Genomic DNA, 24,581 nt, shown 5'->3' with positions numbered 1-24,581 from the left:
TCACCTGTTTAAAACACCTTTCACTTCTGAAAGGTGTTTTTCGTATTGATCTACGATCAACTCCCAATCATAGATATTGGTAATTTTATCTTTATTTGCCTGTATCATAGCCTGATATTTATCTTCCTCATACCTCACCTGAAGCAGTTGCTCAGCTACGCCATCTGCATCGCTAAAATAAATTGCATCGGTACCCAGAATATACTTGTTAAAAGGATTGTCATTTGCACAAATTAAGGTGTTGGAGGCCATTGCTTCTAAAAGTGAAGGGTTTGTTCCACCCACAGTATGCCCATGGAAATAGATGTTAGAATAATGGCGTAAACTATTCAGGATATCGATGTTATAAACTCCACCAACAAAGCGGATCTGTCCATTCCCGGCATACTTTTCTTTTAAATAATTCCCATAGGTTGTCTCATGCTTACCAATCACCAAAAACGGGCGGTTGAGGTTTGCTGTTGCCACACCATCTAAAATGAGCTCAATGCTGTTCTCAGGTTCCAGTCTGGCGATGAGCATATCATATTGATAGGAAGATACCTGATAGCTTTTAAGGATACTTTCAACGGGCTGTTCAAACAAGGTTGCCCCGTAAGCAATAAAAGTAGAGTCGGCGTTATATTTTTGTTTGAGGTAATCCTGGATGCCAATAGAATCCGAAATCAGGTGATCGCTATATTTTACCCCTAATTTTTCGGCCCATTGCAGGAACTTTCTCACTTTACCTGAGTATTTCGTCCTTTTCCACTCTAGTCCGTCCATATTTGTGGTGACCACCACTTTTTTTGGCAATAGCCAGCCCCAGACAGATCCACTGGTATATCCCAATTGAAGAATGACATCACATTTGCGTTTTCTTACATCAAGAATACAGTTTAAATCATAGATGAATTGTCCGGCTGTCCCCAGCTTATGCTCCGGATCATAACAATGACGCAAGTCCACACCATTCCACTCGCTTTTCTGATAAGGATGGTTATGCGAATTATAAACGAGCACCTCATGTCCCCTCTTCACCAAACCCAGGGCTAAATATTCTGCACATTGCTCAAATCCACCATAATGATTTGGAATTCCCCGCGTTCCGATAATTGCTATTTTCATTGTTATATAATTGTTTTTTCTTGTTTTTTATTGCTTTACTTGTGCTTTTTATCGATTTTAAAAAGTTTTCAAGAGTTCAAAGCTTAATTGAAAGGTGCCGAAAAGGTAAACCCGGTTTAAAACCGGAAGATTTCATGGCTGATCAACAAACCAGTCTTGCACACTATTCCAGATTCTTTCTGCTATACTTTCCATTCCCTGATCAGAAGGATGCATGCCGACTCCTTTATTCTGATACTGGTTGAGGGCCGTATTCTTATCTCTCTCTTTGTAGAGCCCCTGCAAGTCCACATACGACCAGTTGTTCTGGCCAGCCGTCGCTTTCATGATGTTGTCAATATTTTTATTCGGCCAGAAGCTCCCCACCAGACAGACTTTTACATTGCTCCTGCCAGATAGCTCCTTTACAAATTGCCCAAGGTAAGTTCCCAACCCTTGCTTTACTGCCATGGCATCATCTACATTCTCTCCGATAACCAAGATGATCAGATCAGGATCAAAGGCCTTGTAATCTTTAAAATCATCAGGGTTATATTTCCAGAATTGCCTTTCAAAACCAGCAGCTATATTGCCGGATTTCAGTTTTACATTGGGCCGAACCGCCTTCATTTTCGCCTGAAGAATATGGACATAATCTTTTTCTGCAGTACTCGCTGCCATTCCCCAGTTTCCTGTCCAGCCTACTGATGGTTTGGCCCCATGGAAGGTGATGCTATTTCCCAGGATCAATACTCTTGAGGGAATAGAATCTATCCCTTTACCAGCTACAGACCCCATGGAAGTCAATAAAATAAGACTGGTTAAAACGCTTAAAAAGATCTTTCTAGTCATATATACCTTTAATAACACGGGCAGGAACACCCGCAATGATAGAATTAGCGGGCATGCTCTTGTTCACCACCGCACCTGCCGCTATAATAGAATTATCACCAATGCTCACCCCGGCAAGAATGGTCACCTTAGCCCCGATCCAGCAATTCTCCCCGATGCTGATTTTAGCGCGTGTGGTCCCCTGGTTTTTAATCAGTTTGTTTGGATCGCTGTAATTATGATTTTCCGGATGGCAGCTGAAATACTGACCAATGATGGTATTGTTTCCTATGGAAACACCTCCCGAACCACCGATACTGGCGAACTGACCAATACCGACATGATTTCCAATGTGAATATACTCCCCGAGGTTGTTAAAAGAAGTAGAGATGATCAATTGAGAATAAGCTCCTATGCCTGAGGAATTCCCGATACTGAGTTTCCCTTTTCCAAGACCACTAAGGTATACGCCATAATCAATTCTCACCCATTTCCCCAGGCTAATGTTCTGGCTATTGAAACACCTGACTGCCCTTCCCATGAAAATGAGTCCGGGTTTTTTCAAATGAAACAACAGAAAAACAATACCCCTTAAAAGTTCAACACTTTTATTCCTTACCAAATTGAATAAGGTACGGTTACTGATGTGTTCATCAAATTTAAAGGAGGGATTTCTTTTCTTAATAATGGTTTCGAATAGTATTTTCATTGGAATATAATTGTTTTTCAATGGTAATGAAGCGATCATAAGCATCCATATTTTTTTATTTCAATGCCTCCTTAACTGCACGCAAAAATTTATCCTGGTACTTTGCAGATGGCGTGAGCCATGCCCCTTCCCCATATTCATTCCAGGCATAAATCATCGCTACATTACTCGCAGAGCCAGAAGGATGATTTTCAAGTGTCCATTTTTTCAAACCTTTTATAGATTCATAAACTGAAGCCGGAGAATAGCCGTCAAAATGTGGGGAAGCCTTTTTTACTTTTTTAGTGTCATCCCAGGGGCGTGGATCCCAATTGAGTGTGGCCACCGGCATATATGGCATCCCTAATTTTAAAAAGCTGGTCCAGACAGATTGTTCCCTTGGACTTAAAGCCGAGATCTTGCTGACAGACTGGCCGGCAATTAGGGTTTGGTCATGGTAATTGTACCCGGTTAGCAGGTCAAAGCCACATTCCTTTGCCTGATCGGCATCAGCCTGCTTGGGACCAATACAGACCGCAATAGTGACCCCTTCCAGGCCCTTGGCTTTTGCATCTGCTCTCAGTTTATCCAATGCGGTTTTAATCTTCGCTGTTGAGCCGAAAGTGCTAAGCAACATCCTTAAACTGAGGAAAGTGAGCAATGGCTTTTCATTGAGTTTCAGGTAAGCCTTATTTTCAAACAACTCAATCCAGGTTTTCGTCACCCGGTCCCAATCGGCAGGTCTGATCAGGTATCCATAGTGATTTGCCACCAGCAGATTGAATTTCAATCCTTTTTTATCCCTGGTGTTTATAAATAAACGGAGGGCATTATTTCTTGGTTCCTCCAGGTTCTTTTTCGAAGAATCAGAATCATACCAGCAAAAGCTAAAAAAATCAATGTTCGCATTTACAGCGGCATTGACCTGCTTCTGAATAATTTCCGGCTTGCTCGTCACCCATCCCCAGACCGGCTCCCGTTCCTTAAAATTCTCTCTTAATGATTTGGTAATGTGATTGGTTTTCCCTGTCCATCCATCAAAATAATAAGCCCCAACCAGGAGTTGTTTTACTGGTTTATCCTGAGCATAAACGTCGGAGCACAATGCAGCAGTTGTTGCTGTTAAAAGTAAAAGGCATATTCTTATCTTACTATTCATTTTTTCCAGATTTATTTTTCAATTCAACTAGTTGTTTCAACTTTTTTTCAGCTTCTTGTTTCTGATATTTTTCAATCCTACACAGTTATAACCGGCATCAACCTTTTTACACCATTTCCTTTTTAAAGACTGCATCCAGTTTTTTATAGAACCCCTTTAAGGAAAATTTCTCATCATAGGTTCTTTTAGCATTCTTTCCATGTTGTTCCAACAAGTCCCTGTCGCCTGCATACCTGCTTAAAGCATTAACAAATGAAACCGTGTTATTGGGTTCAAATAGATATCCGCTTACTCCATTTTCAATAATTTCCGTCAGCCCGCCATGGTTTGCTGCAATAACCGGCTTGTATAAACTCATCGCTTCTATGGCAATCCTTCCAAAAGGTTCTGGCTTGGTGCTTGGAACAATGACCACGTCAGACCAGGCGTAGATTTCGGCAGTATCAGACACAAAGTCTAAAAACTCTACCTGATTACTCAGCCCGAGCTGTTCTACTTTTTTCTTTAGTTGCAGCACCAGATCTTCATTCCCTGCAGAAGTGCTGCCCACAATTCTCAATAAAACCGGGGAAGCTTTCATATTCACCAATGATTCAATGGCAAAGTCCTGGCCTTTCCATCCATTGATCCTTCCGATTAACAAGACCCTCAAAGGCCTTTCTTCTTTTTTCATTTCTGAGGCAACGTCTTTACCAAAGCCTTCAAAGGCATTATGAATTACCACACTGTTGTCTAACTTTTCAAAGCTTTTCAAAGTAGAGTACGAATTGAATATAATTTTTGATTTTGCCTGCCTCAGAAATAAAGACAACACTTTACCCAATGTTTTATTTGGGATTTCCCTGATGTGAATGATCTTCATTTGATGAAGAAAAGGGGCCAGCAGATAAAAGTCCAAAATCACTGAAGTATTGGCATACACCACATCATATTCATTGAACAATTTCTTTTTTGTGCGGAACTGGAATAAAGGAAACAGGATTTTCCCCCATTGTAGTTTCATCAAATAAGTTTTACTTAATAAGGAAAGGTTCAGGTACCTGATATCTACATTTAACTTCTCCAGCTCCAGCACCAATGGTCCGCTACGTGGAAGTACAATGGTTATTTTCTTAAAGTCGGCAGACTGACTAAGGTATTTTACGACTTGCAAAAAGCTTCTGTCAGAACCATACATATCAGCACTTTGGTGTACACAAATAATTTTCATTGGAATATAATTGTTTTTCAATGGTTAAGAAGCGATCATGATCTTGTATTATTCATTGACATTTATGGTTTTCAACAGTATTCTTGAGCTCGTAAACCCGGTTCATTTCGTTGTGTGATCTGTATGCTCATGATGGTTTCATCAGATTTCTGCTTGTTGTTTTTAATCGTTTTCAGAAGCCTTAAAGGGCTATTTTATTTTAAAAATCTCCTGTCCTGGTATTTTAACGCCAGCTTTAGAGAAACTGCTATGCTATAAAAATAAGCCAGCACCAAGGCCACCGGCCTGTCTGATAAAATCTTGGGCCAGGTACCTTTGAGATTTCTAAAGCGGCTTAACATCACATCTGCCGAAGGGTTTGACCACAACACCGTATCATGGTCAAACTTTACCTTTAAAACATAGAGCTGCTTTTCTAATTTTGAGAACCTGAGCATAAAGCTGGTATCAATGCCATACAAGTTCAGGCGCTCATCGAATTTCATTTGATGAGCAAGGATCACTTTGGAGGAAATGACCATTCCACTGGTAATTGCCAACACATTTTTAGAACTCATTAGTCCGGTCTTTATCTTTTTCCAATGTTTTCCTTTGAAATAAACAAAGGACCCCGGGCTCACCACTTTTTTATTGTTCAGCACAATCGGGAGAAAAAGAGAAATATCCGGGAAATCCGATATTGCTGCACCTAACTTGTCGAAATAATAATCCGGTAATTCGCTATCCTGATCAAGCAATAAAGCATAATCGTAAACATTGGCCTGCAGCACCTGATTATATAATTTCGACAACCATACGTTTTCAGGAGTCTGGATGTATTGAAACTTAGAAAAGACAGCCGATAGTCCGCTAATTTCTGCTTCCGGAGAAGGCTCCGGGCTATTGTCCCAGATCACCAGCTCCAGGTCAAACAGTTCTTTATTTTGCGATAACAAATGACTGATGGTAGGAGACGCTGAAATCGTCTTCTTATACAGCACCACCAAAACAATTAATTTAGGTTTGATCAACTTCATAGTTTTCATGATAGGTTTCCTTCTTTAATTATAAATGGCCAGCCTTCTGTCAATTAATTGTGTATAAGAATTTTCTTTGTTCAGAGTATTCCGGGCATTTTCCAGAAGCCTGGTGCCTAAATCTTCACTCTCTAATATCCTGGCCACCGCAGAGCAGAATTCCTGCGCGGTGTTACCAATTAAACAGTCATGTCCGTTTTTAAAGCATAAACCCTCTACCCCCACTTCTGTAGAAACAAATGGGATACCGGCATTCACGGCCTCAATAATTTTCATCCTGATTCCACTGCCAATACGGATAGGAACAATAAATATGCTATTCGCCAATTCCTCATGAAGCTGCTCCACATAACCCAAAAAGCTTACCGCGTCTAACAATCCGGCATAACCATCAATGGTTTGCTGATGCCATTTACCAATTACAGACAGTCTTAAATCCGGGTATTTGGATTTTAAAGGCATCCAGCAGTTCATCAGAAACCAATCTACCCCCTCTTTATTCGGGAAATGATCTTCCCCTCCGAGGAACACCAATTTATTGGCAGATGAAAAACCTGTTTCCGCTTTTCCCACTCTGATCGGAACCGGAGAAGAAACCAGGATCGGCTTTTTGATGTCTTTTTCTAAAAGGAGTTTATCGACATCAGAAAGTGTACAAACCATATCATACTTTTCCAGGGCAGATAGTTCAAACTTTTTGTTTCTTTTATAGATCCTTTTTAAAAAACCGGAATTGAAGCTGAAGAGCTCAAGCTCTCTCTTTTCCCTGATGAACCTGAGTTCATGGTGTACAAAAATCCGGTAAGAACTTTGTGGAATATATTCGGCAAAAGAAATCAGCTGGTGAAATTCCACCTGTACATATTCAAAATTATCTTCCAATAAGACATTTCTAAAATGATCAATAAATCCTCTTGGAAATCCAAAGCTTTTAGATCTGAAGAGTGTGGTATTTATTTTTAGCAGTTTATCCAGATTCGTCTTACAACCGAAGAAAAAGACACCTTTGCCGATCAACCGGTTGAAGAATTCCGAAAAACGGAACAAGATATCACCAAACTTATCCGAAACAGATTTATCTCTGATCACATAAGGTTTAAACTCTACATTTTTCCACAATCCTTTGAGCTCTTCAAGTGCTTTTTGCTCTTCCGGTTTCATGGTAAAGGCGAGGGTCATCTTAAAATGATGACGCATTTCATTATTGAATTCAAATTGAGCTATTCTTCCACCAGAATTTAGAGGGAATGGCATATATGGGGTAACAATCAGTATTTTCCTCATTGGTCTCTGTATTTAATTGAAAAAAAAGTTATAAAAAGGAATATTGGCAAGATGGCTGTTGAGAAGGGAGCCCAACCTGTTAGACCATAGATAATGTAAGCTACAAAGAGCCCGATTAAAGTAAGGGAGAAGACCTCATTATGTCCCTCCTTAATTTCTTTTTTTGCTTTAAAGATGTTACCAAATAAAAAATAGACCCATAAAAGAATCCCGAGAATCCCAATTTCACTCAAGATGATCAAATGAATATTGTGTATCGGATTGACCGAAAAGAAGTCGTCCATTGTTACCTGGCTTACGATACCAAGATGTTGTGAAATGTATGAGAGGTGGGCATTTAGCCCTACTCCGATGTATGGAGAAGTTTCAAATATATTGAATGCCATTAACCAGTGCACCATTCTGTTGTCATACTGATCAGAAGAGTCACTTTGAAGAAACAGTGCACTCAAAGGAGAGTAGACAATCAGATACACTAAAACCAGTACCGTTGGCACTACAAATTTCAAAATATTAGACATTGAAAAAATGTTCTTATGGGCATTCTTATCAATGTAATAGCAGGTTGAAAGCGTAATGATTAAAGCTAAATAAGAAGTCCTGGAGTACGTCAGGAAAAGCGTCAGGATACAAATGCCCAGGCATATTGCGCTCGCTTTTCTTTTGAAATTATACAGGTAAGTGGAGAGAAAAAAGGAAGAGGCAATCACCATAAATAAGGCTAACCTTCCCGGGTGATTAAAGAAGCCTACAGCTCCGCTTCTGGTATCCAGTCTGGTGGCCCAGATTTCCGCAGATTCATGAAACAGCTTGGTTACGGCAGAGATCCCCAGGACAGGAAAACATAAGGCCAGGAAAAACTGAGAATAGGCCAGCCACATCAGTCCGTCGAAAAGACCGTTCACCACATCCGCTTTTGTCAAAAAGCTACTCAGCAATTTGAAAAAGAGAATATTGGATAAGAAAAAGATTGCAAGCACCCAGGTTCCGGTATAAAAAGAATTGTAAGGGTTCAGAAAAGAGATGATCAGCAGCACACAAAAAGCGTTGATCCAGTTGTTGAGGTTAAAGGAATAATTTATAAATCTCCGTTTCGCATAAGGCAGCACTGCAATAATTAACCCAATGCATAAAGAAATGATATAGATGGGCTGTACAGTGCCTGCAATATCATTCAGCTTTGGGGTATTCAGTGCTTTTCCAAATTCAAATGGGATGCAGAATATAAAAAAGCTGACCCATAAAAATTTGGTATCCCTTTTCTTTGTTTTAAGGATAACCGTTCTGAAAAGATAAATAGAGATGATAATAAATAATAATATCCCTTTACCCATGGGTATAGTTGTTACTTGTTTCTAGTTTAACCTTCTGTATGTTCTTTTTTACGCTGTTTTCGATCGACTCGAAGTTTTTAGTAAAGAGCTGAATCTTTTCTTTTGATTCGCTGAGCTTATCATAATCAATCAGGCAGATGTTCGGATCTACCTCAAACAACTTCACCATTCCCTCAAATTTATTGGCATAGGAAACGCCAAACATAGGCTTGGAGAAAGTTAAGCCTGAGATTCCCAAATGCATTCTGCCCGTGATGGTAAAATCCACTAAGGAAACATAACCCTTTAGTTCTACCCCATTTTTAATCTGGTCGGTATAAAAGCAATCCACAGACTTTGCCTTAAAATAGTCATTCAGAATATGGCTGATCGTGCTGTCACTGGCATCATCACAGATGGGTCTGATGTCATGATAAAGAAAAACAAAGGCATAGTCGCCCACTGCTAAAAAGCCTTCCAACAACTGCTTAAATCCAGAAAGGTAGTTTTCAAAACCGATCTTTTTTGCCTGAATGGCATTCGGACAAACCCCAATGATCGTTTTGCCATTTGCTTTGACCGTATTCGCCCATAGCTTATAATCGTTATAGGTATTGCTTTGATAACTTGCCGGTACATCCGGACAGATAAAAGCAATGTCATTTGTTAAGATCAGTCTGTCTGTAGCAATAAAATCTTTCATCCTGGTATAGGATTCCACATCTCTGATTTTCAACTTCACATCCTTAGCCACCTGAATGAATTTTGCTTTCACCACAGGAAGGATATTCTTGCTCACACTAAATCCGGAAATCTGTGCCTTTACCCCTATACGATGTGCCAGTTCGATCACCCTCAAACGGTTGATCGAGTTATGCACCCGGTAAGTACCATCCATAATATCTGCACCAATCACATAAACCAGAGAACAGTTTTTGATCAGTAACAAGAGTTTCAGAAAATTAACCCTATCGTTAAAGCCATCAATAAACTCTATATTTTTATTGATCGTTTTATAATCTTCCCTAACGATCCTGAATCCATTTAAAATGCAGACAGGCGTACCATTTGCAAAATTATTCATGAAACTCGTGATCATGATATCTTCCCCAAAACCTCCATTCAGATTTGCAGCGGGCAGCACCAAAATCTTATTCGCACTCTTTTTAGCCTTTATAAAAAGAGAACAGAAAAGGGCCAGCGACCAGAAAAACTCAACATATAACCCCTTAAATAGCTGCTTGAAATTGTTCATCATTAAAAATTAAAATTTATATCTTGTTACCTCACTTCAACAATATCTGCGAGTGGCTTACGCTCTGAAATGGCCACTTTGAAATCCTCTTTAAGATTTCCTACAGCCAGGAACATGATCGGAACACAGTCGCTATCCATCTGCATTGACGCCCTGAAAGCTTCATACTGTTTCACCGCATAACTCGTATTCAGGCAACAGACACCCAAGCCTTCTGCATGGAGCGACAATACGATAGACATCGCGAACATTCCCCCATCAATAAATACCTGATTTCTTTCATAGGCGAAAAAAGAAGACAGCTTTCCGGTGATCACAATCAGGGAGCTGATGTGTTCCCCAAAACCCCGGTTGCCATTCTGCACATTCAACAGCTTCTTCTTAAGCTCCACATTTGAATGTTCAATCACATATACTTTCCAGGCCTGTCGGTTACACACCGAAGGTGTATACCTTGCCGTATCAATGGCATTCAAAATCTGCTGAGTAGAGACCGGCTCTTCCGAAAAATCCCTCACACTGTGTCTGGACTTAAAAAACCCGGCATAATCGAAATCCAATGTGTCGGTAATTTCCGTTCTGGGAATAATTTTAGTGCCCCCGGTTTTATCGGAAGACGATTCATCACAACGGGTGATAAGACTTTCCAGTTTCCTGGATAAATATTCAGGAACTTTATGATGTGTGGCATCAAAATTCAAATACTCTCTAAGTGTAAAGGCGGTAATAGAGGTAACGGAATCGATCCCGTAATTTTTTATATACTCTTCTACCACATCCGCTAAAGCAGAAACTCTCGCTTCCCCAAATCCCGGTCGGGGATCCAGCAAGGCCAGCCCTTTTTCTATAGCATGGTATTCTTTAATGATGTAAGCCTGCATCATCTCCTTACTTCTTAATTTAAATGAAGCAGATTCCCGGTTAAACTTCCGATAATCATAGACGTAATCTTTGATGATCGATAACTGGGTTTGCTTAGACCGATAGAACCTTTTAGCCGATTTCGGAACGATCTTTTTTAGGATACTTTTCATAACTCAATAGAGACTACACGTGATTAAATTGTTTCTTTAAATTCAGTTTATCAGTTAACTGATTTGCTATCTTATGGATGATTGCTTTTTCATCATCACATAAACCAAAGAGATAAATGCTGACCAGGAAAACGGAAACACCCGCTACCCCGGTAAAGATGAACCTCCAGCCAAAATGAACATAAGTAACGCTCAGATAGCAAGTCAGCACCAGCAGACAAAGTGGTACAACCACTTTGAAAATCACATTAGAAAAGTACAGCCTGATGGATAATCCGGCTATATTTCTTAAAAAAAACAGCCTGAGTGTACAGGCGATGACCTCGATAAAACAATAGCCAATAAACACCGTATAAACGGGATACCCCAGCTTTAACAACAGGTAAGCAAGTGGCAGAGCCAACAACAGGACAGAGCCCACAACTGCCTGGTAAACCTTTACTTTTCCTGTGGCCTGTACGGCCGATTGCAGGCCCACAGTCAGCTGATTAATTAAGGTTGCACACAACATTAAAGAACAGAAAGCTGCTGTGTATTCTGGTACAATATTCAGCCACAGGTGAAGAATGGCATTCATTTCGAAAATGCAGGGAATGGCTGCAAAAGCCAGCAGGAAGAAACCAAACTTACTGCCGATCATAGAAAGACGCAACATCTTTTCCCGGTTTTCGGCTCCCTCACTTTTCATGATTTGTGGGTTGATTGCCCTTAAAAGGGTTAAAGAGAAAAAATTCAGTTGAGCGGCAACCTGGTTTGCGATCGCATAGGCTGCGTTGACTACCGTTCCAAAAAAGATATTCAACAAGATGGCCAGTCCCTGTGCCCTTCCCAGCGCACAAAGGGAACCAAACAGGTTCCATCCTGCAAAGGAAGTCAGCTCTTTCATCATTGTTTTATCTACGGAAAAAACACCTTCCAACGTGCAGTCTTCATATTTACCAAAACAATACACAGCATAAAGTAAAAAGCTGGCAATGCTGATTCCTGCAGTCAGTAATCCGTAGACCGACAATTTATCCTGAGCTACAATATATAATACATAAGCAATTCCTAGTTTCAACAAGGTCTCCACCACATTTACTATGGCCACCCATAACATATTTTCATGTGCAACAAGAGATCCTGTAAAAGGAACCGCTACAATGGTAAAAAATACCGTGACTGACATAAAATGATAAATCAACCGGGCCACTTCAACCCGATCAGCAGGAATATTCAGAAAGCCGTTAAAGAGGAAAAATCCGGAGATCTCCAACACAATGACCATCAGCAAGCCAATACCTATATGTAAGAGCAGGCTATTGGTAAATACCCGCTTTTGCATTTTCAGATCATTTTTTCCCTGATAAAAAGAAAGAAACCTTTGCGTAGAGGTGGCCATCGCCGTGTTTAAAAAAGACAGCATGGCAATCACTCCGGCAACAAGGTTAAAGACCCCGTAATCTACGGAGCCCAATGCATTTAAAACCAGCCTTGTCGCATACAACGAAATCCCCATTGTAATCAACATCCTGGCATATAATATACCTGTGTTGATCACCACCTTATTTGCTGATTTCATTTGAAATTATTTATTTCGTTTAAACAGTTTGCTAAAAAAACCTGATTCCTGACCACTCACATCATAATTGCCATAGCTGTATCCATAACCATAACCTTTGGTGGCCTTGATGTCATTCACCACAATACTTAATCCTTTGATTTTTTGGCTTCTGGCCAAATCATCCACGATATTGATTTGCTGTTTCAGGGTATAATTCTGTCTCACGAGGTACATACATACGTCTGAATAAGAAGCCAGCAATTGCGCATCAGTAACAATTCCTACCGGAGGGGCATCAATGATGATATAGTCAAACTGCTGCTTCAATTCCTGCATCAGCGTTTTTGTTCTTTCACTCAGCAGCAACTCTGCCGGATTTGGTGGGATAGGGCCTGAACTCACCACAAACAGGTTTTCCTGAGCTTTCAATGGCTTCACAATATCAGCGGCTGTTAATTCAGGAGTGGTTACATAATTGGTAAAACCTATCGGGTTTGAGATCTGCAGCTTGGCAGAAAGCCCTGGCTTCCGCAAATCGAGCTCCATCAACAACACCTTTTTATTCGTCAGCGCTAAAATTTGTCCCAGGTTAATGGCTACAAATGATTTCCCTTCCCCAGACATGCTGCTGGTCAATAAAATCACTTTCTCATCCGCATTCTTGAAGAAGAAAGAAAGGTTGGTTCTCATGGCCCGGAACTGCTCTGAAATGGCAGACCTGGAACTGTTTGCCACCACCATATTGTCGTTCCCCTCATCATGACTGATCTCGCCGATAATGGGAACCTGAGTCAACCTGATGATGTCTTCTTTAGTCTGAATTTTATCATTCAACATGTCTTTTACATACATCAGCCCCAGGGGAATCACCATCCCTGCTACCAATCCAAATAAATAGACCACCATTCTTTTCGGACTAAACGGCTTAACTTCAGACTTGGGGGGGTCTATGGTTTTGGAGTTAGCAATATTAGACGTCTTAGAAATGGCGGTCTCTTCACTTTTCTGCATCAGAAATATGTAAAGCTCTTGTTTAATCTGTTGTTGTCTGGCCAGGTTTAAATAGTTTCTTTCCACTTTTGGAACATTGCGGACCTGGCCTTCCGCTTTTTTCATTTGACCATTGATCCTGTTTCTGGTGATGATAAAGCCATCCAGGGTAGTGGAAATATTGGATTCAATATCCGCCCTTGCATTTGCAATTTCTTTATCCATCAACTGAATTCCGGGATTGGCCTCTGTTACACCGATCAGACGCCTGGCGCGTTCCAGTGTTAAGGCATTGTATTTTTCTACCGCTCCGTTAAAAACCAGGTCAGCAGGAATAAGCGAACTTGGCAATACCCTTTTGTTCTTGGCTTCATCTTTTAAATAGTCCTGCAAGCTTTTAAGGATACTGATCTGAGTTTCTATTTTCCCAAGGTCATTCACATATTGACCTGTGGTCTGCACCAATAATTTAGATTGCTCCGACATGTCCGCCAGGTTATTCTCCTGCTTAAAATTCTGGATGTTCCCTTCCAGGCCACCAAGTTCCCCGCCGATATAAGCCAATCGGTTTTGAATAAATTTGACGGTACTATCTGCCACCTCATTTTTATCTGTCAGGTTGGCCTGCACATATTTCTCAATGAGTTTGCTTAAAATGTCTTCTCCTTTTTTAGGAATGGCATGAGTTAAGCTCAGGTCGATAATGGTCACTTGTTTATTTTTAACTTCTACTGTAATCGCATCCATCAGGGCAATCACTTTTGAATCCACAGACATGATGTTAAAAGAATATTTTTCGTCCATCACAGGAACAGCATCTCCTTTACTGATCTGAATAAGCCCTACATCAGGAATGGTAAAAGAACGGTCCAGACCAACCAGTGTATCGATGCCATCAGCACTTACAGAAAGCTGGTTGCTTTTCAGAAAACTAACCGTTATATCTGTAGCTTTAATGGTATCTGCGCCTTTGATCACTTTTACCTGATACGGAGATTCATATAGCTCTACCCGCTTCAAAGTCCCTTTTCTGTAATAAGTGATGTTGAGGTTCATGTCTTTCACCACCTGTTCCATCAGGTATCTTGTTTTCAGGATTTCAGCTTCGTTATCAACCGTACTTTTTGTACCCAACAGGCCTCCTAAATCACCCAGAAGATCACCACCGCCGGATAAACCAGCCCCTTTCTTTTCGTCGTTGACCAATACGCGGGCAGAAATTTTATAATTGGGCGTTTTGTACCTCACATACAGGTTAGAAAATGCCAGACAGATCAACACAGATAATGCAATCCAATACCAATTTGCAAGGATCCTTGAGAGGATCTGTTTTAAATCCAATCCTTCTACATCCTCATGTACAGTTGTATATTCTGAAATTGTGTTTTTCATTAGTATATGTTGTTTTTTTCATCTGTTATGAAGCAATCATGATATCCGATCCTGCTGCGACAGGAAAGATCATGATGGTTTCATTTAATATGATATAGATGTCAGATGATGCTATTTATTAAAGTCTTGAGAACAATACGATCAACACGGAAAGGGCGGTTCCAATTACTGCAAAAGTTTGTGTCCTCGCCTGATTCAATGAAGCAGCTTTACCTTTGTTAGGTTCCACATAGATCACATCATTTTGTTTCAGGTAATAAAATGGGCTGTTGAAAACCTGGGAAGAGTTGAGGTCTAACCTTGCAAACTCTTTCTTCCCATCGATATCCCGGATCAGCAAGACGTTCTCTCTTCTTCCAAAAATGGTCAGATCACCTGCCATTCCCAGTGCATCCAAAACACTGACTTTTTCATTTGGCAAGACGTAAGATGCCGGTCTGGTTACTTCTCCCAATACCGTAACCTTGAAATTTGCATACCTTACCTGTACATTAGGATCTCTGTAAACCACGGATGCTTTACTTTTAATCAATTCCCGGGCTTCATAGGTAGTTAACCCTGCTACCTTGACCTTTCCAACTACCGAAATGTCGATTTCCCCGTTTTTATCTACCAAAAAACCACTTGTTGAAGAAAGTCCCGCCGGATTGGCCTGTTGAACTACCGAACTTACGCTCTGACCCGCCAGTTGATTAACCGGCATAGCCGTTGTAGCATCAATAGTTACAATAGAAATAGACAGAATATCATCAGTATGGATAGTTAACTCTTTAAATTCACCCGTTTTAGCAAACAAAGACTTACCATCTGCATCAATATCCTGGAAATAAGGAACTTTTTTCGTAACAGAACAGGAACTTAACAGAAAAACAGAGAAAATAATCAGACAATTCAGGTATTTTTTTGTTAACATTAATTTAATCATAGTAATTTCGATCTAAAAAAACCGCCTAACCAGCAGAATTCCGTAAAAGCAAAACTAATTGATTTAAATTTCAGTACACCTAGCCAGAAATGGGTATTTAATCAAAAAAACAGCTCCTTGTTCTTGAAACCCACATGTCCCAGCTTATTAAAAAGACGGCCGCTCTGTGTTTCTTGCGTTAACACGTGTAAATGTTTGTCGTGGTGCAGGTCTGTTCCCGCCAAATCATAGTAGTTTTTCTGTAACAGGTATTCCGCAAGCTTCTTCACATCCTTACCATAGTATCCGGATACCGACAGCAGGTTGAGCTGGAACAATACCCCCATTTCCTTAAAGCGGTGAAAGCGCTGGTGCTTTTCGAAGTAAAAATTATAACGCTCAGGATGGGCAAGGATCACGATGTATCCTTTTACCTGCAGGTTGAAAATGACCTGTTCAATATTTGGCATTTCGGAGAGGTATGACATCTCGATGAGCACATGTTTATTCGGCAAACAAAGGAGTTCAGAGGTAACTTTGAACGTATCATTGACCATGTACTCCGCGGCGGTCCCAATTTCAACAGCTACGTTTGCAGCCTTTAAGGCCACACGGGTATGATCTAACGCAGATTGTATCGTCTCCGGGGTATTGGGATATAAATCGCTGAACACATGAGGAGTACAAAGCAGTTTTTGAAATCCGAGTTCATGTAACCTTTTTATAAAACCTACAGACTGTACAACATCTGTTGCCCCATCATCAATGGCGGGCAATAAATGGGAATGCATATCCACTCCTAACCACTCCAAATGGTCGATGTGCGCTCTTTTTTTAAAAAAGGAAAACATGTTAAGGTTTTTAAAGGATTTTTTTAAACTCAAACCTGTAATTCATGATGATCTGCCAGAGTTTGCTTTAACAAAAGTACAATAGCGACAGTTTACATGCGCTATATTTTAAAATTTTATCCTAGGATTAACGAAATATACCCAATTATAGGGATACGGACAGGACAATTGCTCCTTATTTACCCTGTTCTGCACTGGTCAATATCCGGCTATTGAGCCATAACATCAGCACCCAGTAAACCACCCAGAATAATGGTAAGCTCAGTACCACTAAAAATACATAACCATGCCTGCCCAAGGAATGCTTAGCTAAACTCCAGTCGATTAGATCGTAAGCGAGTAAAAAGAAAACGTAAAACAAGACGGGAACAAAAACTATCCCAAGCGTCAGCACCCAGTTAAAACCGGTTTTCATCGCTTGTTTACGCTTTTTAAGCGCTAAAAAATGCAGGTAAAAAAGGCCTGAGAAACCTATCGTTGCCAAACCTAATGGACTGATGGCCAACAACACCTTCGACAGCAAAGAAAACACAGGGATGATTACAATTTTCAAATCCTGCTCAGGGAGCTTGTTTAGCGTCCAGGAATAAATGTTTTTATTTTTGCGGGCTTCCCCTACAGAAGCGCTTTCCAAACGAAGTTCTTCAGGTAACTCCAGGTCAATTTTTATTGGTCCAAAGGATGCCCAGTACTTAGAAGGAAATAAAGCGTAATCAATATCCAGACTCCTGTAAAAACCATAAGTATTATAACCCATAACTGCTTTATAAGCAACAGTAATCGTATTTTTTCCTTTTTTTAAATCGGCTTCAAAATAAACCAGGCTATTGACGTTTACGATTTCTTCCTTCCCTTTTTCGTAAAATACACCGACATCATCACCATCATGAGGTTTAAGAAAGGGGTAAAACTTAGGATCACCTTTTTTCATTGCCGCCTTAACATCCGCAGCATTCACGATTTTCCCGTTTATTTTAATCAAGGGTTTATCTTCTAAACCTATTGCAATAAACAACAATGGTAAAAGGCGGGCCTGCCCTGAACTTACTTCATAAGAAATCTCATATTGAGTAGCATAATATGCGGATTCTTGTATGGTATCATCCGAAATAACTTTGATTTTTATAGATTCAGCAGAAACTTCCAATTCCTTCCCAAAAAATAAAAGGGAGTGACTGGAGCCCTCCCGGTAGGGTTGTCCCATGTTCGCAAATACCGCAATACTGATCAAAAGAAAAAAAACTAAAAACAGGTGCCTGATGTACATATTGCTCAATTATTTATGATCTGATCTACGGTATTCCTGCCAGATCTTTTCTACTGCAAGATAACTGATAATTAATAAAATGTCCACCAGAATCAATAAGTGAGAACTTAAGCCAGTTATGCGCAGCTTCTTAGTCCATTTCCGCAATTTTTCACCTGATCATTTTTCCTCTGAGCAATATCTTGCCAATATATGCTGCAGTCCTGTTGTATTTTTCAGGATGTTGGGTGATATCATCCAATTGTTTTTCACCTAAAATCTTTCTTTTATCAGGAATCACAGGAGAGATGGACAACCTTACTTCATGTGTACCTGGCTCAACCTCAATGATATGATATTGCCCCCGGTATCGGTTATTACAAAATGAATTGAACCTGTTCAGCACAGCAACTTCGGCTTCCCCCTCTGGTACCGCCTTTCCCATATGTGGAAATCTGCCTGGATTCAGCTTCACCTTTTTACCGTCCAGCTCAACGATGAGCTGCCCCGATTCCGGACCACCGATATCAAAAAAACCAAACATTTCTCCCTGAAACTTAAAGGTAAAAGAAGCACCAGGCTGATCCGCTTTCATCACATAAGGAAACCAACCTGAAAATTGCCTGAACTGATCAATTTCATTGGGATCAACTGAGGACCATTCCCGGCTAAAGGTTGCAATTTCCTTTGGCGCATACATCGTTGCATCCTCCCAATGGTCAGCAATTAAACCAGCAGGCATCACGTGGGCTTTAGGCTGATCATTTTCTTTCATTTTTTCCATCGCCCTGGCAATTGCACCGGCATACAGGCTTCCTCCTGCTTCGGAAGGATGCACACCATCCTGACTAAAGATCAGTTGTCCCGGACTTAGCGTCGGGTTGTGTTTCTGACCGGGCACCTGACTGCGTTCCTGACTCAGCACCTGGCCAGCTTTCCAAAGCAGCTTCCCTTCCGCTTCCAATATCCCAGCCTGCAAACCCATATGTATCGATGGGAGGTTATAGTGTGCGGCAATACGTTCCAAAGCAGCAATATTTGGAGGCACTTTGCCTTCTGCATAATACTTTGCCTGTCCCTCATAAATGGTGTATAAAATGCAAATATCTATGGTGGGGTCGTACTTTATAATCTGACGGATGATGCCCTCCATTCCATCCGGAAAAGCCTGGTTAACCGCGAATTCAACAAACACCAGATCCGGATGGTATTTTAAAAGCTGATCATACAAACGACAAGCCCCTAAATCAGTCCCTGTCCCGGAAACACCTGCATTAATTCCTTGTAACTTCGATCCCGGAAACATGCTTTGGATGTATTTTGCAGACTGTACTCTATACATATTGCCGGCCCGGGTAATGCTCCCTCCCAGATACCCGATGTTCCCACTTTTTTTATGCTTCAGCTTATCAAAAAAATTAGGCAAACCACCTCTCAGCAAAAACTCGTTCCCGTTTTTAAAATCACCCGGCAATACCTCTGGTCCGTTCAGTGCGGCAATATCAAAAAATAATGGCATTGCACCAGCCTGACTTGCGGCAATCAACCGATCCCTTTCCTGATCTTTTTGTGGCACAGATTGAGCAGCGCCTGAGCAGGCATAACCCAGGATGATGAATACCAAGCAACTGAATTGAAAATGTTTTCTCATCTTAATCAATTTGAATGAACATTAAGGAGTCATCAAACCATAGGCTCTTACCAAAGCTTTCAATTTATTCAGCTCCTCTTCCAGAGCAGAAAGTGTAGCACCTGTTGTATTTGGAATCGCATTGTACTTAACAATCGGTGTCTGACCAAAAAAACCAAGTTTTCCGGTCGGCTCTGCCAGCTTCATTGCACCATCTGAACGGGTAATGGTAATCGGATTACCAGCCACAGTTCCATCATCATTTCTTCTGATAATTAAGAAATCAGAGCCCGCCTGCGCTCCTGCTTCAGCTACATTATTCACCCTGATGTCCCACCTTCTCAATCCCGCGGTCTGAAAAAGCAACTCTCTCAAAGTACCGGATTTTGCATTGATGGTTACCGATTGGTCCGGATCTCCATTACCTCCAACCACCAGTTTCTCTGCCAGAGGCTGCCGGTATCCGATCATCGTATTGTTTTTCTGATAAGAGTCTTTACTTATCCTGACTGCAGGTGGATATGCATAATTAGATAAAGGGATAGCTCTGGTATCTACGAATGAATTGCCAACAATGCCAATGCGTTTGATCTCCTCGCCCGGCACACCCGTAGTATAAGTATACACCCCGGAATTGAAATCTGTCTTGGTTACTGTAGTATCTGTTGCACCGATATTAATGAAAGAGTTACCTGTGATCAGGATATCTGAAGCTCCGGTAAGAGAAATCCCACCCCGGGCAACATCACGAAGAAGATTATTTGAGATCACAATGTCTCTCGCTTCCTGTATCACTGCTCCATTTGCCGAAAACGAAGAAACTACAATCCCTCTGCCCTGCGATTTATTCCTTGCATCGGTTGGCCCGTTAAACACTGTGTCAATCGTATTTCCACTTACCGTCCCGAAACGGGGACCATTCAACAGGGCGATCCCACCGAAACCAGAGCGCCTGATTACGTTTCCGGTGATGCTAAAAGTATCGGGCCCCGGCTCTGCAGTATTGCTTGGCGTATCCACAAAACCAGAACACCAGATTCCCCAATAGGCCACGTCATCAAATATATTATTTGCAATCACTACTTTTTCACATTGCCTGCTGACAGACACACCATTATCAGCACCTTTTTTTGTATTATTTCCAATAAACTGTACTGACTCACACCAGGTAAATCCAGGATCAAGACAGTTTTCAAAATAACAGCCAGTCACCATTACTCCATTACTTACCCCATGAAAAATCACAGGCAGTTGTCTTGTTTTTAATATATTACAGTTTTTCACGATGATATTCTGAATGCGCGGAAAGGATCCCCCCGGCTTCCTGTCGCCGGTCATGGCAATTGCAGAGCTAAAGGAAGGGGTATAGTTCCTGGCACGTCTTGGAAAGACACCTTCATCGATCACCCCACCTTCAAAAGTAAGGTCCGAAACCATAAAATTTGATAGGTTTGCCTTCGGCTGTCCGATAGCAGAACCAAAACTTGTGGTGGCCATGATCACAGCCCCCAATCCATTGCCTTTCATGGTGATGTTACTCTTTGGAATTAATGAAGCAGCCAGGCAATACCTTCCGGATGGAAATATCACCACTCCCCCACCTTTTGCAGCAGCAGAATCAATAGCCCTTTGAATTGCTGGGCCATCATTTGTAGTCCCATTACCAAGCGCACCATAATCCCTCACATTAAAAAATCCGGCTTTAGTCAGTGTGGTATCTGTTTTCAGCTCATCAGGATTTGCAGCATAGCAAATACCGGTATAAAAGAACAGGGACATGCCCAGTACATAACGTAAAACTTTCATCATCATCTAGATTTTATATTTGGCTCAACCTAAATCTATCATCCAAATGACAATAAAGCAATGAAAATCAGCAGGAAACGAAATTGGGAGCGTTCCCAGTTTCAGGGAGCGCTCCCAAAACCGGAGTTAACTTTATTTTGATTCCTCTGCCATATAGCCGTCCTCAACTTACCTGCTGAACAACAGATATATTTTATTTATAAAGCACTGATTCTCTGTATAAGTATGTTTTTAGTACCTAGGTTACTTTCTTGTACGTACTTGATGTGATCTTTTCAATTGTCTAGGTTTACAAGAAAACGATATGGAAAGAAGAATTTTTCTAAGAAATACTGCATTATTGGGAATTGCATCATTAATCCCTTATAAAAGATTATTTGCGGATCAACCGCTGGCCTCTGGCCATCTTAAAAAGAGTTTTCACCGTTTTGCACTAGGCGAATTGGAACTCACAATTGTCACTGACGGACATATACCGCTTAGCCCTGTTCAACCTTTCTTTGCACCTATGATTGATTCTGCGAAAGTGGCAGAAGAGCTAAAAAGTAATTTCCGTTCGGTAAAAGAAGTAGACCTGAGTATCAATGTATTGGTGATCAGAAAAAAAGACAAGTTAATCCTCATAGACACCGGAACCGGAATTTCCGAAGGAAATGTATCCGGATGGCTGCCTCAGTCGCTCGCCGAAGCAGGAATCGATCCCTCGCAGGTAACAGACATTGTGATCAGTCATGCACATCCTGATCATATTGGCGGATTAATCAATAAAGATGGTGGATTGATCTTTAAGAATGCGCAGGTCTATTTATCAAAAATTGAAAACAAGTTCTGGGCATCCAGTCATCCTGATTTTTCAAAAAGTAAGTTGAGTACCCAAATGGTGGAATCGGTGGTTTCCGTAGCACATAAAATTATTCCCATGATAAAAGACAGGCTTCATCTGTTTGATGATAAAGAAACTCTTTTTGATTGTATCAGGTTACAACTGACTCCCGGGCATACCCCCGGACACACTGTCTGTACTGTTTTTTCGGGTTTGGAAGAATTGGTCAATGTAGCGGACCTTGTCCACTCAGATGTCCTTGTGATTCCTCATCCTGAATGGGGATTCTTCGGAGATACAGACTTTGATCTGGCCATCAGCACCAGAAGAAAGGTATTGGAAGAGCTCGCGATAAAGAAACAAAGAATTTTCGCCTATCATCTGCCATGGCCTGGATTAGGACATGTCCGCAAAAAAGGCGACGCCTATGAACTGGTCCCTGAAGTATTTGTTTTGCCGGATTAAGTGATATTTTCAGGTCTACCTGTACCATCCAGCGATAAAAGAAACCGACCTTTTATGATAAAAAAATCATTACATTTATGCAACACCTAAATCACTGATTATGAAAGCGTTTCTTATCGTTGCACTTTGCTCATTTACCATAAACACATTTGCTCAGTTAAAAAGCACATCTGCAAATAAGACAGACACCATCCGTGTTTCTTATGACAATGCGACTAAGAGCCCGGATCATACGAGCCCAAATTATATTCATACTAATCCTCCGGTTCAGTGCTACATTGATAATATCCATGTTGGTGAGATTGCGGATATATCCTATCTAAATCCTGATGAGATTCTTACTTTCGATGTTGACAAAAAATCTTCAAAGATTCTTATAACGACAAAAAAGCCAGGTAATTTCAAGTTCCTTACTCTTCAGGAGGTAAAAAATAAGTACGTTAAATCTTCAAATCCAATTGCCCTCTATTTAATAGATGATAAATTAATCAAGGATAGTCATCAAAAGATTGATGAAAAATACATTCTGAGTATACAGGTCTCTGCTTCCGATAGCTTTGCCTCGTTCAAGAATACTCAAATGAAATTTGACATCATTAAGATCACTACAAGATCAAAAGAAAACCTTAAAAAGGCCAGTACGATTATGATCAGAGGAAACAGCCTGTCATCGGTTATTCCCAATAAGAAGAGTTAATGCAAATGTGCATCTTACCGGGATGAGAAAAACTAGATGATCATTTTCAGGGCAAGTATGTGTTTACAAATCCCTCTTTTCCCCTGATAAGCGGTAAACCATTCACAGGTACAGCGATCCCCCTGTTGATCCATCACGACCTTATGTTGTACTCCGGTTCCCTTTACAGTTGCTTCAATATAACCTTCTTCTCTTCTTATAATCTGAACATCTTCATTATCAATCAGCTTTTTCGCATTTTTCAATCTCGGATTTAAACTGAGGATCCGCTCTGTTTTAAAAGGAAGTTGCCGGTAAAAATGATGACGTCCCATCAGGTCATAGCCCAATAAACCAATCGAAGACAAACTTGATGTCAGCTGATCCATCGTTCCAAAATCAATATCATGTTCTATGGACAATAAAGTAGGATCAAAAGTCTCATTCGATTTCAAAAGACTGTTCAGTCCGTAAACCCATTCTACCGGAACATTTTCTGTCATTTGTTCCAAAGCTTTGCCCTCTCCTGAAAACCCACGGTAGGCATCCGGAGAAAAAGCCATCATTAGTTGCATTTTACCAAATTCACAAACTATTGCACAAGTCTGCTTATCTGTAGATTCGTAGATGAAAATCTTTTCTGATATGGCCAGAACCCCATCCAGCAAACGCAGCCTGTGTATCCCCCCAATACGTACCGCATCGGTAGTCATGAGTGTAGAGAACATAAACTTCCCGGCTCTTTTGGTGATAAAGAAATCACCTTTTACAGCTCCCTTTGGTAAAGTTTGAAAAAGCTGTATCGTCTGAATCTTATTCAGTTCAAACTTCAGGTCCATATCAGCCAGGTATAACTGTACGCTTGTCAATCCTTTTATCCAGCGCATAGGCAAGGTGACCTTCTTCTCGGTTATTTTAGCCTTTGCCGTAATGACCTGTACATCCTGCTGCCCAACCGCTAATGTTACCTTTTCATTCTTCTGAATGCTGTTCAGCGCATTTAACATGGGTTCATTAAAATCGACATTGGTTGTTCCGTTTGCAAGGAATTCCCCATCTATGGATTCAGGTTTCATGTCTAGCCTCACATACACCCCATTGCAGGATGAAAAACCTTCAAACCGGATCCTTTCTGTCCCTGCAGAAACAATTGGGTCCCGCAAACTTGGCGGTATTGGTCCGAAACTGGAACGAACCACCTTGGCAATGGTACTCCAGCATTTTGCAGTGACATAAGGATCAGTCAGTGTACCCCAGAAAAAACAGGGGATATTGTTCACTGCTTCAATTTCAGTCTGGTGCGCTAAAACAAGGCTGTTCACCCCCTTAACCTGGGTATAAGTCGAAACTCCGCTATATTGATATTGTAAATCGGTCAT

General features: G+C 40.9%; 20 protein-coding genes. 2 read left to right on the top strand and 18 right to left on the bottom strand.

Going from position 1 to position 24,581, the window contains the following annotated elements:
* The 17 genes from BUC20_RS08740 to BUC20_RS08660 form a co-directional block, all read right to left on the bottom strand.
* A complete protein-coding gene (locus BUC20_RS08740; RefSeq protein WP_073230062.1) occupies nucleotides 1-1,107 on the bottom strand; it encodes a DUF1972 domain-containing protein in 1,107 nt (368 codons plus the stop codon).
* Nucleotides 1,108-1,239: 132 nt separating this feature from the next.
* Nucleotides 1,240-1,938 carry an SGNH/GDSL hydrolase family protein gene (locus tag BUC20_RS08735; RefSeq protein ID WP_073230060.1) on the bottom strand — a complete coding sequence of 233 codons (699 nt, stop codon included), beginning with the start codon at nucleotides 1,936-1,938 and terminating at the stop codon, nucleotides 1,240-1,242.
* On the bottom strand, nucleotides 1,931-2,665 hold the full coding sequence (locus BUC20_RS08730; protein WP_200800914.1) for an acyltransferase: 735 nt from the start codon (nucleotides 2,663-2,665) through the stop codon (nucleotides 1,931-1,933). Before BUC20_RS08730 ends, BUC20_RS08735 begins: the two co-directional genes overlap by 8 nt.
* A 16-nt stretch (nucleotides 2,666-2,681) precedes the next feature.
* Nucleotides 2,682-3,764, bottom strand: a complete 1,083-nt coding sequence (locus BUC20_RS08725) for a glycoside hydrolase family 99-like domain-containing protein (RefSeq protein WP_084528703.1) — start codon at nucleotides 3,762-3,764, stop codon at nucleotides 2,682-2,684.
* Between the two features lie 106 nt (nucleotides 3,765-3,870).
* Nucleotides 3,871-4,974 carry a glycosyltransferase family 4 protein gene (locus BUC20_RS08720; RefSeq protein ID WP_084528701.1) on the bottom strand — a complete coding sequence of 368 codons (1,104 nt, stop codon included), beginning with the start codon at nucleotides 4,972-4,974 and terminating at the stop codon, nucleotides 3,871-3,873.
* Between the two features lie 194 nt (nucleotides 4,975-5,168).
* Complete coding sequence (locus BUC20_RS08715) at nucleotides 5,169-5,990, bottom strand: glycosyltransferase (protein WP_159441076.1); 822 nt, start codon at nucleotides 5,988-5,990, stop codon at nucleotides 5,169-5,171.
* 24 nt (nucleotides 5,991-6,014) lie between these two features.
* Nucleotides 6,015-7,274 (bottom strand): glycosyltransferase, encoded by a 1,260-nt coding sequence (locus BUC20_RS08710; RefSeq protein ID WP_073230055.1) that lies wholly within the window; start codon nucleotides 7,272-7,274, stop codon nucleotides 6,015-6,017.
* A complete protein-coding gene (locus tag BUC20_RS08705) occupies nucleotides 7,271-8,608 on the bottom strand; it encodes an O-antigen ligase family protein (RefSeq protein WP_073230053.1) in 1,338 nt (445 codons plus the stop codon). The genes BUC20_RS08710 and BUC20_RS08705 overlap by 4 nt, the downstream gene beginning before the upstream one ends.
* A complete protein-coding gene (locus tag BUC20_RS08700; protein ID WP_084528699.1) occupies nucleotides 8,601-9,845 on the bottom strand; it encodes a polysaccharide pyruvyl transferase family protein in 1,245 nt (414 codons plus the stop codon). The genes BUC20_RS08705 and BUC20_RS08700 overlap by 8 nt, the downstream gene beginning before the upstream one ends.
* Nucleotides 9,846-9,868: 23 nt before the next feature.
* On the bottom strand, nucleotides 9,869-10,876 hold the full coding sequence (locus BUC20_RS08695; protein ID WP_084528697.1) for a nitroreductase family protein: 1,008 nt from the start codon (nucleotides 10,874-10,876) through the stop codon (nucleotides 9,869-9,871).
* A gap of 13 nt (nucleotides 10,877-10,889) precedes the next feature.
* On the bottom strand, nucleotides 10,890-12,437 hold the full coding sequence (locus BUC20_RS08690) for an MATE family efflux transporter (RefSeq protein ID WP_073230049.1): 1,548 nt from the start codon (nucleotides 12,435-12,437) through the stop codon (nucleotides 10,890-10,892).
* 6 nt (nucleotides 12,438-12,443) lie between these two features.
* Entirely contained in the window at nucleotides 12,444-14,801 is a 2,358-nt protein-coding gene (locus tag BUC20_RS08685) for a GumC family protein (protein WP_073230047.1), read from the bottom strand.
* A 118-nt stretch (nucleotides 14,802-14,919) separates the two neighbouring features.
* Nucleotides 14,920-15,714: a polysaccharide biosynthesis/export family protein gene (locus tag BUC20_RS08680; protein ID WP_234994484.1), complete on the bottom strand. Its 795-nt coding sequence runs from the start codon at nucleotides 15,712-15,714 to the stop codon at nucleotides 14,920-14,922.
* 113 nt (nucleotides 15,715-15,827) lie between these two features.
* Nucleotides 15,828-16,556: a tyrosine-protein phosphatase gene (locus BUC20_RS08675; protein WP_073230043.1), complete on the bottom strand. Its 729-nt coding sequence runs from the start codon at nucleotides 16,554-16,556 to the stop codon at nucleotides 15,828-15,830.
* A 175-nt stretch (nucleotides 16,557-16,731) separates the two neighbouring features.
* Nucleotides 16,732-17,823: a hypothetical protein gene (locus BUC20_RS08670; RefSeq protein ID WP_073230041.1), complete on the bottom strand. Its 1,092-nt coding sequence runs from the start codon at nucleotides 17,821-17,823 to the stop codon at nucleotides 16,732-16,734.
* A 151-nt stretch (nucleotides 17,824-17,974) separates the two neighbouring features.
* Nucleotides 17,975-19,453: an SGNH/GDSL hydrolase family protein gene (locus tag BUC20_RS08665; protein ID WP_073230039.1), complete on the bottom strand. Its 1,479-nt coding sequence runs from the start codon at nucleotides 19,451-19,453 to the stop codon at nucleotides 17,975-17,977.
* Nucleotides 19,454-19,474: 21 nt separating this feature from the next.
* Entirely contained in the window at nucleotides 19,475-21,244 is a 1,770-nt protein-coding gene (locus BUC20_RS08660) for a right-handed parallel beta-helix repeat-containing protein (RefSeq protein ID WP_073230037.1), read from the bottom strand.
* Nucleotides 21,245-21,542: 298 nt separating this feature from the next.
* On the opposite strand from BUC20_RS08660, the gene BUC20_RS08655 reads away from it, so the two are divergent.
* The gene (locus tag BUC20_RS08655) at nucleotides 21,543-22,526 is read left to right on the top strand and encodes an MBL fold metallo-hydrolase (protein WP_073230035.1); all 984 of its coding nucleotides are present in this window, start codon (nucleotides 21,543-21,545) and stop codon (nucleotides 22,524-22,526) included.
* 100 nt (nucleotides 22,527-22,626) lie between these two features.
* The gene (locus tag BUC20_RS08650) at nucleotides 22,627-23,223 is read left to right on the top strand and encodes a hypothetical protein (protein WP_073230034.1); all 597 of its coding nucleotides are present in this window, start codon (nucleotides 22,627-22,629) and stop codon (nucleotides 23,221-23,223) included.
* A 32-nt stretch (nucleotides 23,224-23,255) separates the two neighbouring features.
* Here the strand turns inward: BUC20_RS08650 and BUC20_RS08645 are convergent, their stop codons facing one another.
* Nucleotides 23,256-24,581: an SWIM zinc finger family protein gene (locus BUC20_RS08645; RefSeq protein WP_073230032.1), complete on the bottom strand. Its 1,326-nt coding sequence runs from the start codon at nucleotides 24,579-24,581 to the stop codon at nucleotides 23,256-23,258.

Source organism: Pedobacter caeni, from assembly GCF_900129215.1.
In the GTDB taxonomy this organism is placed as follows: domain Bacteria; phylum Bacteroidota; class Bacteroidia; order Sphingobacteriales; family Sphingobacteriaceae; genus Pedobacter; species Pedobacter caeni.
The sequence above is the reverse complement of the archived record's forward strand: the minus strand, read 5'-3'. Positions and strand labels throughout refer to the sequence as shown.